Annotated in this window: 8 protein-coding genes; 4 read left to right on the top strand and 4 right to left on the bottom strand. The window is 72.7% G+C overall.

The window, feature by feature from the left end; all coding sequences use genetic code 11:
- Positions 1-95: 95 nt before the first annotated feature.
- Positions 96-1,127 (top strand): class I SAM-dependent methyltransferase, encoded by a 1,032-nt coding sequence (locus tag OO60_RS25885; RefSeq protein ID WP_033262234.1) that lies wholly within the window; start codon positions 96-98, stop codon positions 1,125-1,127.
- 1 nt (position 1,128) lies between these two features.
- Here OO60_RS25885 and OO60_RS25890 read toward each other — a convergent pair whose 3' ends face one another.
- The 3 genes from OO60_RS25890 to OO60_RS25900 form a co-directional block, all read right to left on the bottom strand.
- Positions 1,129-2,448: a M14 family zinc carboxypeptidase gene (locus tag OO60_RS25890; protein WP_033262235.1), complete on the bottom strand. Its 1,320-nt coding sequence runs from the start codon at positions 2,446-2,448 to the stop codon at positions 1,129-1,131.
- A 191-nt stretch (positions 2,449-2,639) separates the two neighbouring features.
- On the bottom strand, positions 2,640-8,108 hold the full coding sequence (locus OO60_RS25895) for an ATP-binding protein (protein ID WP_033262236.1): 5,469 nt from the start codon (positions 8,106-8,108) through the stop codon (positions 2,640-2,642).
- Positions 8,109-8,354: 246 nt separating this feature from the next.
- Positions 8,355-8,594: a hypothetical protein gene (locus OO60_RS25900; protein WP_033262237.1), complete on the bottom strand. Its 240-nt coding sequence runs from the start codon at positions 8,592-8,594 to the stop codon at positions 8,355-8,357.
- Between the two features lie 151 nt (positions 8,595-8,745).
- Here OO60_RS25900 and OO60_RS25905 point away from each other — a divergent pair, with 151 nt between their 5' ends.
- The 3 genes from OO60_RS25905 to OO60_RS25915 all read left to right on the top strand — a co-directional run bounded on the left by OO60_RS25905 (position 8,746) and on the right by OO60_RS25915 (position 11,518).
- On the top strand, positions 8,746-9,057 hold the full coding sequence (locus tag OO60_RS25905) for a hypothetical protein (protein ID WP_033262238.1): 312 nt from the start codon (positions 8,746-8,748) through the stop codon (positions 9,055-9,057).
- A 70-nt stretch (positions 9,058-9,127) separates the two neighbouring features.
- Complete coding sequence (locus tag OO60_RS25910; protein ID WP_033262239.1) at positions 9,128-10,636, top strand: CehA/McbA family metallohydrolase; 1,509 nt, start codon at positions 9,128-9,130, stop codon at positions 10,634-10,636.
- A gap of 66 nt (positions 10,637-10,702) precedes the next feature.
- The gene (locus OO60_RS25915) at positions 10,703-11,518 is read left to right on the top strand and encodes a hypothetical protein (RefSeq protein WP_244885582.1); all 816 of its coding nucleotides are present in this window, start codon (positions 10,703-10,705) and stop codon (positions 11,516-11,518) included.
- Here OO60_RS25915 and OO60_RS25920 read toward each other — a convergent pair.
- Positions 11,508-12,710 carry an MFS transporter gene (locus OO60_RS25920; RefSeq protein ID WP_033262241.1) on the bottom strand — a complete coding sequence of 401 codons (1,203 nt, stop codon included), beginning with the start codon at positions 12,708-12,710 and terminating at the stop codon, positions 11,508-11,510. The two genes, OO60_RS25915 and OO60_RS25920, sit on opposite strands and share 11 nt — an antisense overlap.
- Positions 12,711-12,747: the final 37 nt, after the last annotated feature.

Genomic DNA, 12,747 nt, shown 5'->3' on the forward strand with positions numbered 1-12,747 from the left:
TGACTCATTCGGGACCTCCGACGTCCCGAATGAGTCATTCGCGACCTCCGGACCGTCCACATCGGACTGGTCGGCTGCCGGGTAGGCTCCAGGCCATGGAGGCTGAGGAGTTCGCCGCTCACCTGACCGCGACCATGACCGGGAGCGCCCTCACCATGCTGATCGGGCTCGGGCACCGCACCGGGCTCTTCGAAGCCGCCGCCCGCGGGCCCGCGACCAGCGGCGAACTCGCCGGGCGAGCCGGGCTGCAGGAGCGGTACGTCCGCGAGTGGCTCGGCGCCATGGTCACCGGCGGCATTTTCACCTACGACCGCCCGCGCTACACCTTCCCGCCCGAGCACGCCCGGTACCTGCTCGGCGAGACGGCGTCGAACCTGATGCCGTCGCTGCTGACCCTGTCCGCGTTCACCGGCATCCTGCCGGACCTCGAACGCGCCTTCGCCGAAGGCGGCGGCGTTCCCCGCTCAGCCTACGGGCCCCACCTCGAAACCCTCGGCGCGAAGACCGGCGACAGCTGGAAGCACGTCTACCGCGAGCACCTGGTGGACGGCTTCTTCGGCGCGGTCCCCGGCCTCAAGGACCGGCTCACGGCCGGGGCCCGCGTGCTCGACCTCGGCTGCGGCACCGGCCACGCCATCGCCGTGGCCGCGCGTGCCTTCCCCGCCTCGCACTTCACCGGGCTGGACATCAACGCGGGCGTCGTCGAGCAGGCGCGGGAACACCGGCTGCCGAACGCCGAGTTCGCCGTCGGGGACGCCGCCGAGCTGACCGCCGATCCGCCCTACGACGTCATCACCGCCTTCGACGCCGTGCACGACCAGGACCGCCCGGACGTCGTGCTGCGCCGGATCCGCGGGGCGCTCGCCCCGGACGGGCTGTTCTTCATGGTGGACACCGACTTCTCCACGCACCTGGAGCAGAACGTCGGCCATCCGCTGGCCGCCCTCACCTATTCGATCAGCCTGATGTACTGCACGACGACGTCGCTGGCCGAAGGCGGGGCCGCGCTCGGTGCGGTGTGGGGCCGGGAGAAGGCGGCGGAAATGCTGGCGGACGCGGGGTTCCGGCACGTCGACGTGCTCGGTTCCCCGCGTCCGCAGAACTGCATCTACGCCTGCCGCCCGTGACTCACTGCTGGTACGGCGCCGCCGCGGCCTTGGCGGCGGTGATCAGCGCGCCCTTGTTCTTCGGCCAGAACGTGCTGTCGACGCAGGTGTAGCGCGGCAGGAACCCGCCGCACGTGCCGCTCGAACCGCCGACCTCGAACGTCACGCTGGCCACGCCGAGCACGCCGTAGGTGAAGTCGTCGGTGGTGCCGGTCGTGTCGTAGCCGACGGTTTCCTCGTTCGTGCCGACGAGGTAGCCGTTGGACGCCGCGTACTTCGCGCCCAGCCGGCGGTACTGCGCGTCGTTCGGCGAGGTCGCCTGCGTGAAGCCCCACGGGATGATGATGTCGTTGCCGTAGCTGTGCAGCGTGATCATCGTGCCCTTGGCCGTCGACGGCGCCGGGTCGTTGTCGCCGGTGCCGCGCTGGTCCGGGAAGATCGCGCGGGCCAGCGTCTCCAGCGCCTGCACCTCGGGCTCGGACCCCGCGCTCACGCCCTGGTAGGTCTCGGAGCACGCGGAGTTGGAGTCGCCGCCCCACTTGAACGTCGAGTTCCGGTTGAGGTCGACGCCGATGTTCGTGCCGGTGCAGCTGCCGCGGGAGTTGTTCGCGTTCTTGCGCTGCAGCTTCGGCGAGTTGCCGCCGGAGGCGACGATGTCGACGCCGTCGGGGTTGGCGATCGGCACCACCCACACCTCGGTGGTGTCCAAAATGGACTTCGCGGTGGCGTCGGTGGCGTAGCCGTCGGCCAGGTAGTCGATGAAGCGCCAGGCCAGCTCGCCGGTCGACAGCTCGCGCGCGTGGATCTGGGCCATCAGGAAGAACTTCGGCTTCGGCGACGTCGTCGACAGGGTGCAGTCGCCGGCCTGCTTCTTGGTCAGGCAGATGGCCTGGATGTCGTGGCCGCCCTGGCCCTTCGCCTTCTTCCAGGACTGCCCGATCGTGTACTTCGTGGCCAGGTCGGGGTGCGCGGCGGCGACCTGCGTCAGGTGGTTCTCGTGCGCGGTGACGGTCCGGTACCCGCCGTAGAACGTGTCCGCCGCGAGCCGGTTCGTCTCGGCGGGCAGTTCCTTGTAGACGGTGTCGAAGAAGGACGGCCGGAAGCCGAGCGCCCGCAGTTTCCCGGCGACGGCCTGGCCCCCGACGACGTTGACGGTGCCGGCGTCCCCTTCCTCGACGTCGAAGCCGGCCGCGGCCAGCGCGTGCGCCTGGGCGGCGGTGGCCGGGACGCGCCAGAACACCGGCGTGTCGGCGGTCTGCGCGCCGGCGGTGCCGCCGAGCAGGGAGGTGAGCAGGACCCCGGTCGCCACGAGGGCGAGCCGGGACAGGGACCTTGACGCCATCGGGGGATCTCCTCACGCCGCACGGATGGAGGTCCGGTCGGAACCCGTGGTCACCGTACCGGCACGCACAGTGTGTCGGCCCGCCGCAACGGGCCCATACCCCCGAAAGTCGCGAAGCGCCCGACGGCCCGGCTCGTGAGTGGTAAGGCGGGTTAGAACCCGCCTTACCACTCACGACCGGCTGCGGCAGGCTACTTCTTCAGGCCGTGCTCGATCGCCTCGATGATCCGCGGCCGCAGTTCCGCCGCGCTGATGATCGCGTCCACCGAGCCGACCTCGACCGCGCGCTGGATGCTGTGCACGCGGTCGAACTCGGCCGCCACCTCGCTGACCTTCTCCGCCCGGACCGCCGACTGGACCTCCGCCAGCTTGGCGCCCAGGGTCGCGCGGGAAGCGCCGCTCGCCGCCACGACCTCGGCCTGCAGCTCCGTCACGCGCGGGTCGTTCGCCGTGCGGTTGTTGACCTCGCCCGCGAACACCACCGCCGCGGCCGGGGCGCCGCCCAGCACCGAGGCGAACGAGCCCTCCAGGGCCAGCACCGTCATGCTCGGGTTGAGCGCCTTGGAGAACACCACGAACGCGCCGCCGTGGTAGCGGGAGATCACGGTGAACACGATCGGGCCCTCGAAGTTGACGATCGCCCGGCCGATCTCCGCGCCGTACTCCAGCTGCAGCTTGCGCAGCGACTCCGGCGAGCCGTCGAAGCCGGACAGGTTCGCCAGCACCACCAGCGGCCGGTTGCCCGACGCCGCGTTGATCGCCCGCGCGGTCTTCTTCGACGACCGCGGGAACAGCGTGCCCGCGGTGTAGGTGTCCGGCCCGTCGGTGGGCGGGAAGCCGCGGCGGGGCACCGACCGCGACTCGATGCCGACCAGGCAGACCGGGCGGCCGCCGATGTGCACGTCCTGCACCGCCGCGGTGTCCGCGTCCGCCATGCCCGCCCAGCGCTCCAGCACCGGGTGGTCCTGGTCCGACAGCGCGCGCATCACCGTGCGGATGTCGAACGGCTTCTTGCGGTCCGGGTTGTGCTCGGCCGAGAAGATCTCGCCGACCGTCGTGAAGTCGCTGCCGACGATCGCGTGCGGGAACGCCGAGACGTCCCGGTCGGCCGGGTCGCTCGTGCCCACCTTCCGCGGCCCGGTCTCGCCCGGCACCACGTACGTGTGGTCGTAGTGCGCCATCAGCACTTCCCGCGCGGCCGGCAGGTTCGGCGCCCAGTACTGCGCCTGGCCGTTCGGGCCCATCACGCGGTCGTAGCCGCCGATGCCGAAGTTGTCCTCGGCCGACACGCCACCGGAGAAGTCGAGCGCCTGCTTGCCGGTCAGCACCATCGCCGAGTCCGGCGTCATCACCAGGATGCCCTTGGTGTGCATGAGCATCGTGGCTTCGGCGTTCCAGTACGGCTGGGCGCCGACGTTGATCCCGTTGACGACGATGTTGATTTCGCCGCCGTCCTGGGTGAACGTGACGATCCGCTTGAGCGCCGCGGCGACCCAGTCCATGTTCTCGGTGCCCGAGGACATGGAGATCCGCGCGCCCGAGGACAGCGCGAACCACTCCAGCGGCACCTGCATCCGCTCGGCCAGGTCGAGCGCCGCGATCACGCGCGAGCACTCCGGCTCCGACAGCGCGCCGAGCGACTTCGTCGGGTCACCCAGCAGCACGACGCGGGTGACGCCTTCGGGGTGCCGCCCGGTCGGGGTCGTGACGACGCCCGCCACGATCGCCGCGCTGTTCCTGCCCTTCGGCCGGTCCACCGGCACCAGGACGCCCGAGGCGTCCAGGTCGTGCTCGGTGAAGGTGCCCTCCGGGCCGGACAGCAGGCCGGTCAGCTCGTACGGGTAGACCGTCCCGCGCCGCGCCGCGCGCAGCACCTTCAGCCGGTAGTCGTCGAGGGGCTTGACCGGCTCGGTCGACGGCGCCTCGACGTGCAGCCGCGCGCCGTGCCCGGGGTCGAGGGCGATCCGGACGGCGAGCTCGGTCAGCTTGCCCGCGTCCGTGCGCCGCCGCGCCAGGAACTGGACCTCCTCCAGCCCCGCCCCCACCGACGTCGGCAGGATGCGCTGGACCAGCGTGTTCAGCTCCTCGGTGGTCAGGTCGGTCGGCGGCCAGATGTACATCATGATCCGGTTCGTGTCGAACCGCTTGTTCGGCGGCCGCTGCGCCTGGATGTTGCGGATCGCGTCGAGGCAGGCGGTGACGGCGTCCTCGAGCGCGGGCAGCGCGACCAGGCGGCCGTCGGCCTCGCGCAGCGGCGTCAGGTCGCGGACCTGGCCCATCGCGATCAGCCGCTCGTCGGCCGGGTTGGTCTTCGCCGCGGCCTTGAACAGGTAGATCTCCTCGTCCGCCGACGGGAGGCGGGTGAGGTCGAACTCGCGCAGCCGCTGCAGCTGCAGGCGCTGGGCGATCTGCGGGTGCAGGCCGCGGATCAGCCGGTCCTCGGTGAAGCTGTCACCTTCGCGCTCGAAGGTGAAGTGGTGGTGCATCACCGCACCGCCGGTGCCGGCCACGGTCACCACGACCCGGCGGACCCCGGCGGGCAGCGGGTTTTCCGCCAGCAGCGCGCCGAGCCGCTCGGCGGTCGCGTCGACGTCCGGCTGGTCCTCCCAGCGCAGGTACAGGTCGGCGATGACGCCGCCGGTGGCCACTTCGCCGAGCGCGCGGAGGGCGCCGGGCAGCTCGGCGATGTCGACGGCGGTGGTGACGAGCGGCAGCACGCCTTCGGGGGCGTTCAGCTCGGCGGTCAGCCACCGGTGGCCGCCCGCGTCGCGGACGGCGACCGCGGAAAGCCGCCGGTTGCCGTAGTACCGGCGGGTCAGCACCTCCAGCAGCGGCGCGTGGTCGCGGCCCGGCCGCCCGATCCGCTGCCCGATCAGCCGGACCAGCGGCTGCGAGCCGGTGATCATGGCCTGGATCCGCTCGGCGCGGTCCGGCGCGTCCGGGTGCTGGTCGAGGTAGGTCAGCTCGGTGCGGACGGCGGCGTAGACGCGGGCGCGGCTGCGGCGCAGCAGCGGCTGGGCGAACCAGCGGAAGACCACGCCGCGGGCCAGGTCGGACACCACCGGGAAGCGCACCTGCGTGGCCTCGACCAGGTGCTCCAGGGTGAGCCCGGCGCGTTCGCTGAGCGCCTCGGGCGGCGGGGCCCCGGTCAGCCACTGCCGCAGCAGCTCGGAGACGACGGCGACGTCGGCCGTCATCCGCTGCTGGGCCAGGAAGATCCGGAAGACCGCGGCCTCCAGCTCCGGCGTGCGCTCCAGGTCGGTGACGCCGTAGTGCGCGAGGACCCGCTTGAGCTTCGCCTGGAACCCTTCGGTGACACCGGCGCGTTCGACGTCGAGGCTCTGCAGGTAGCTGTGGAAGAACTCACGCGGGCTGTGCACCGCGCCGTTCGGCACGGTGTCCTCGCCGCCCGGGGTGTTGCGGCTGAGCTCGGACAGGTCGGCGAAGACGGTGAGCAGTTCCAGCTCGCCTTCGACCGGACGGCCGCCGAGCTCGGCGCGGGCCTCCAGGTACGCGGCCAGCACGCGCTTGCGCTCGGCCGGGTCGACGTCGAAGCCGAGCAGCAGGCTGCGCAGGTCCTGGCGCCCGCGTTCGACGCGGTCGGCCGCGGACACGCCGTCCGGCACCGACGGCAGCTCGATCTCGACGGTTTCGCCGCTGTCGGCGGCTTCCTCGGCGTCGTCGTCGGCGAGCGGTTCCAGGCGCATCAGCGGCGCGCCGGTCTCGACCTGGCTGCCGACCGACACCGGGCATTCCCGGACCCGGGCGCGGAACGGCGCGCGCAGCACCGTCTCCATCTTCATGCTCTCCAGCACGAGGATCGGCGCGTTCGCCTCGACCTCGTCGCCGACCGACAGCGGCGTCGCGACGACCAGCGCGGGCGCGGGGGAGCGGACGACGCCGCCCTCGTCGCGGCTGATGCGGTGGGTGACGCCGTCGACCTCGACGAGGTGGATCGGGCCGTGCGTGGCCGCGACGAGCCGGAACCGCCGTCCGTTGACCGAGATCTGGCCGCTGTGGGCATCGAAGCGGTCGATCTCGATGTCGGCGTGGTGGACGTCGGACGCGCCGGCCGAGATCCCGACGCGAAAGCGCGTCCGGCCGGCTCGTGCGACGGAGACGCGGTAGCCGACGCCCCGGAGTTTGAGGTCGAGCGGGCGGCCGCTCTCGTGCTGCACCTGCGGACGCCCGCCGTGCGCGGTGGACAGCAGCCGCTGGACGGAAACCTCTTCTTCGTCCTGGTAGGCCTCGATGGCGGCCGCGGCGAGCGCGATCGCGGAGTGCCGGTGGGTGACCAGGCGGCCTTCGGCGCGGACGCGGTCGATCCAGCCGGTGTCGGCGCTGGCGTCGATCACCTCGGGCTGGTCGAGAAGGTCGAGCACGAAGCTCTTGTTGGTCGCGCCGCCTTCGATGATGACGGTCGTCTCGGCCATCGCGCGGCGCAGCCGGCCGAGCGCCTCGTCGCGGTCGCGGCCGTAGGCGATGATCTTGGCGATCATCGAGTCGAAGTCGGCCGGGATCGTGTCGCCCTCGCTGACGCCGGTGTCGACGCGGATGCCGGGGCCGGCGGGCAGGGCCAGCCGCGTGATCCGGCCGGGGGAGGGGGCGAAGTCGCGGTCGGGGTCCTCGGCGTTCAGGCGCGCCTCGATGGCGTGGCCGCTTTCGGCGGGCTGGTCGCCGGCCAGCTTGCCGCCGTTCGCCACGTGCAGCTGCAGCTTGACCAGGTCGGTGCCGGTGGTGATCTCGGTGATCGGGTGCTCGACCTGCAGCCGCGTGTTGACCTCGAGGAAGGCGAACAGCTTCTCGCCCGGGTGGTACAGGAATTCGACGGTGCACGCGCCGCGGTAGCCGACGGCCACGGCCAGCCGCTCGGCCGACGCCTTCAGCTCGGCCGTCTGGGCCGGCGCGAGGACCGGCGACGCCGACTCTTCGATGATCTTCTGGTTGCGCCGCTGCACCGAGCAGTCGCGGACGCCGAGCGCCCACGCCGTCGCGCCGTCGGAGATGACCTGGACCTCGACGTGCCGGGCGCCGGTGACCAGGCGCTCCAGGAACACGACGCCGGAGCCGAACGCGCGCAGCGCCTCGGAGCTGGTGCGCTCGTAGGCGTCGGCGAGTTCCTCGGCCGAGGACACCTTGCGGATGCCGCGCCCGCCACCGCCCGCGGTCGCCTTGAGCATCAGCGGGTAGCCGATCTGCGTGCCCGCCTTCAGCGCGTCGTCGAGAGTGGCGACCTCGCCGCGGCTCCACGGCGCGACCGGCACGCCGACCTCTTCGGCGATCAGCTTCGCGCCGATCTTGTCGCCGAGCTTGCGCATCGCGTCGGCGCTCGGCCCGACGAAGGTGACACCGACCTTCTCGCACAGTTCGGCGAACGCCGGATCCTCGGCGACGAAGCCCCAGCCGACCCAGGCCGCGTCGGCCTTCGTCTCGACCAGCGCCGTTTCGAGCTTGGCCAGGTCGAGGTAGGGGCGGGCCGAAGCCGGCCCGAGGTCGTAGGCCAGATCGGCTTCGCGGACGAACGTGGCGGTGCGGTCGGCGTCGGTGTAGAGGGCGACCGTCTCGATCCGCGTCCCGGTTTCCGCCGACAGGTCCCGGACGGCGTGGATGAGCCGCATCGCGGCCTCTCCGCGGTTGACGATGGCGACACGACTGAACACCGGCTGAGCCTCCCAAGTACGCACGCGCAGAAGGCGACGCACCTGTCCTGGAACGTCGCCCGCACCTGTCTACACCCTCGCGGATTACCGCGGGGTAGACCAATGTCCGCCATGGCGCATGCCGGGGCGGCTGAGTTGTGGGGACCCCACAAAAAGCGACCCGCACCACATCGCCCGGACCGGCATTCACGCGAGGTCTGCCACAAAACCCCTACGGCCGGGAAACAGGGGGTGACGTGCCGGCGATCAGGAGGCGAGCAGGACGTCGGAGTCCAGGACCTGCCCGAGCTCCCGCCGTTCGGCTTCCGACAACGGCACGGCGGCGACCTCGCACCGGCCGTCGGGCCCGGGCGCGGTGGTGACGGCCAGCACGGGCCGCCCGTCGATCTCGCGCAGCGTCACCCGGCCCCCGCAGGACAGGTCGACGGTGACGCCGGGGCGGTCGCGATGCCTGCCCAGCCAGCGGCTGACGAAGTCGAAGGTCATCGCGGTCTCCCCTCGGTACGGCGTGCTCCCCTGAAGCACAGGTGTCCCTTGCTGATGCCCCGGATACCCCGGGTTTACACCCGAACGTGGGAATCGGTGGTCCGCCACCCATGAGGCGTCCGGGCGCCGGTCCGGCGCCGATGATGGCCGGATGAAGCTCGGGCACCTGGTGTCGGCCGCGCGGGAAGTCTTCTCCGCCCGGCTGGTCTACGGCGAACCGGTCGAACGCGACGGCGTCGTCGTCATCCCCGCCGCGGCCGTCTTCGGCGGCGGCGGGGGAGGCGAAGGCGACGCGCAACCCCTGCGCGAGGGCGCCGGGTTCGGCGTCTTCGCCCGGCCCGCCGGTGCCTTCGTCGTCCGGGACGGTGCCGTCACCTGGGTGCCCGCCGTCGACGTCACGCGGCTCGGGCTCGCCGCCGCCGTCACCGTCGTCGCGCTCGCCAAGGTCCTGAGGAAGCGCTGACCCAGAATTCACCGCCGGTTTGCTTGTCCGCGTTCGCGGGGCGCGCCTAGCGTCGGGGCCGGAGGTACGCATGAATTCTGGGGATTTCAGCCGCCGGACACTGCTGCGGGCCGGCGGGGTGGCGGCCGCCGCCGGGATGCTGCCCGGCGTGGCCTTCGCCGATCAGCCGGGTGGGGCCGGCAGCCAGACCCGGACCGTCACCGGCACGCTCGAGCCGGACGTGCCGGACTGGTACTACCTGCCCGTCGACGTCCCGCGCGGGGTGCGGCAGATCGACGTCGTCTACTCCTACGACCGGCCCACCGTGCCCGCCGGCACCCGCGGGAACGCCTGCGACATCGGCATCTTCGGCCCCGAAGGCCACGAGCTGGGCAACGCGCGCGGCTTCCGCGGCTGGTCCGGCGGCTTCCGGGACCGGTTCTCGATCAGCGCGTCGGAGGCGACGCCCGGTTACCTCGCCGGCCCGATCCGGCCCGGCCGGTGGCACGTCATCCTCGGCCCGTACACCGTGGCGCCGCAGGGCCTGAACTACCGCGTCGACATCACGCTCACCTTCGGCCCGGACGGTCCGCCCTTCGTCCCGGCCCCCGCGCCGGAAACCGCTCCGGCGCGGGACAAGGGCCGCGCCTGGTACCGCGGCGACAGCCACCTGCACACTGTCCACTCCGACGGCCGCCGCACGCCGGAGCAGCTGGTCGCCGACGCGCGCGCCGCCGGGCTCGACTTCATCGTCTCCACCGACCACAACACCTCCAGCTCGCAGCTGCAGTGGGGCGCGCACGCCACCGACGACCTGCTCATCCTCAACGGCGAAGAGGTGACGACCCGCTCCGGGCACTGGCCGGCGATCGGCCTGCCCGCCGGCACCTGGATCGACTGGCGCTACCGCGCGGCCGACCCGCGCGACTTCCGGCGCTTCGCCGACCAGGTGCACCGCGCCGGCGGCCTGGTCACCGCGGCGCACCCGTTCGCCAACTGCTTCGGCTGCACCTACGAGTTCGCCTACGAACTCGCCGACCTGGTCGAGGTGTGGAACGGCCCGTGGACCCAGGACGACGAGGCGAGCGTCATCCACTGGGACGGCCTGCTGCGCGGCGGCCGCTTCATCCCGGCGATCGGCGACTCCGACGCGCACAACCCGGACCAGCGCGTCGCCCTGCCGCACACCGTCGTGCTCGCCGACCGCCTGCGCCGCCAGGACCTGCTGGCCGGCCTGAAGGCGGGGCGGTCGTGGCTGGCCGAATCGGCGTCGGTCCAGCTCGACTTCACGGTCTCCGGCGGCGGTGCGGTCGCGGGCATCGGCGACCGGCTCGCCGCCGGCACCGGGACGCCGGTGACCGTCAAGGCCGCTGTCGCCGGCGTGCCGGGCACGACGGTCACGTTCCTCGACCAGCTCGGCCCGGAGCACACCGAGACCATCGGCGACTCCGGCGCGGCCACCGTCACCTGGACCACCTACCCCCGGTACAGCCGGTGGGTGCGGGCCGAGGTGCGCCGCCCGTCCGGCGGGCCGAACACGACGGTGCCGAACGCGATGGTGGCGATGACCAACCCGATCTTCCTCGGCACCGGCCACTGAACCCCGCCCGCTGCGCCGCGTCCCCCTTTTGGGCAGACTGGTGCGAACGGGTGATGGGGAGGCAGTGTGCGCGGTTGTGGCCTGAAGGTGGCCATGGTCCTGGGCGCGGTCATCGTGCTGACGGCGGGGATCATCGTCGTGGTGGTGCTGACGCGCAGCCCGGTCCGGACGCCGGGGTGCACGGTGGCGCTGCCGGGCGGGAACGCGACCGCGTACACGTTCACCCCGGAGCAGATGAACAACGCGGCGACGATCTCGGCCGTCGGCGCGAAGCTGGGCCTGCCCGCGCACGCGGCCACCGTCGCGCTGGCCACGGCGCTGCAGGAGTCGAAGCTGCGCAACCTCGAAGGCGGCGACCGCGACTCGGTCGGCCTGTTCCAGCAGCGCCCCAGCCAGGGCTGGGGCACGGTGGCGCAGCTGCGCGACCCGGTCTACGCGGCGACGGAGTTCTACCAGAAGCTCGAGAAGCTGCCGAACTGGGACACGCTGCCGATCACCGAGGCGGCCCAGGCGGTCCAGCGCTCGGGCGTCCCGGACGCGTACGCGCAGTGGGAGCCGCAGTCCCGGGCGATGGCGGCCGCGTTCAACGGCCAGTTCCCGGCCGCGCTGACCTGCCGCAACCTCACGCCGGCCGCCCCCGGCGACGTGGCCGCGGCGGCCACGCAGGAGCTGGGCACGGCCGGCTTGAGCGGAGCCCACCCGGCGGCTCAGGGCTGGGCGTACGCCACCTGGCTGGTGGCCCGCGCGGAGGCGCTGGGCGTGGACAAGGTCAGCTTCGCGGGGCAGACGTGGACGGCGGCATCGGGTTCCTGGGCCGAGGATCCGGCGGCGGGTCAGAACCTTTCCCTGCACCAGGCGCCGGCGGCCCAGGTCAGCGGGTAGCCGCCCGGCGCACGGCCGGGCCCATCGCCCAGCCCGCCGCCAGGAACACCGCGCCCAGCAGCAGCCAGCCGGGCAGGCCCCACCCGACGACCACCGTGCTCAGCAGCAGCGGGCCCACCGCGCGGGCCACCGAGATCCCGCTGCCGAAGAAGCCCTGGTATTCGCCCTGCTTGTCCGCCGGGGCCAGCGCGAAACCGATCTCCCACGAGCCCGCCGACTGGAGCATCTCGCCCGCCACCTGCACGAGCGCGCCCACCACCAGCACCGCGAACGCCACCAAGGGCGACGTCCCGAGCGCCGACGCCGCGAACGCCACGCAGGAGACGAGCAGCAGCACGCCCGAGCGGCGGACCATCCGCGCCGCCGAACCGAGGGTCGTCAGCCGGCCCGCGACGCGGACCTGCAGCAGCACCACCAGGATCGTGTTGAGCACGAACAGCGCCGACACCGTCCAGCCCGGCGCCGCCGTCCGCTCGACGATCCACAGTGGAATCGCGACGCTCAGCAACGGCATGCGCAGCAACAGGATCGCGTTGAGCAGCGTCACCAGCGCATACGGCCGGTCGCGCAGCACCGCGGACTTCCTTTCGGTGCGCGGCGAGCGGGTCCGCGGCACCGACGGGAGCGCGTGCAGCAGCGCCGCCGTCACCACGAACATCGCCGCGTCGAGCACGAAGACCGTCAGGTACGCCGAAGCCGTGCCGGCCGACAGCGCGAGGCCGCCCAGGCCGGCGCCGATCGCCAGCCCGGCGTTGCCCGCCGACTGCAGGTGGGCGCGGATGCGCGTCCGGTGTTCCGGGTCGGCGAGGTCCGCCAGCAGTGCCTGGCGGACGGCGGCCAGCCCGGTCTGGCAGCTGCCGTAGAGGCAGGCCGCGAGGACGAACGGCAACGGGGACCGCACGAACAGGAACGCGAGGATCGACGCGCCCGTCGCCAGGGCCAGCAGCACCGCCGCTCCGCGGGTGCCGTGGCGGTCGGCGAGCCTGCCGAGCGGCACGCCCGCCACCGAGCCCGCCGCCCAGCCGAGCGTGAGCCCGAGCCCGACCTGGGCCGGTGTCAGGACGGCGATCCGCGTGAAGAACAGCACCGAGCAGGTCAGGAACGCGCCGTCGCCGAGCGAGCCGGCCAGCTGGGCGGCCGCGAGCAGCCGGCCGGCCCGGCGGGTCCCCGTGCGTTCGAGAAGCACTGTCATGGGAAGTACGTTAGAGGCCGCTTTGGCTCCATCCCAG

The organism is Amycolatopsis vancoresmycina, from assembly GCF_000716785.1.
Lineage (GTDB): Bacteria > Actinomycetota > Actinomycetes > Mycobacteriales > Pseudonocardiaceae > Amycolatopsis > Amycolatopsis vancoresmycina.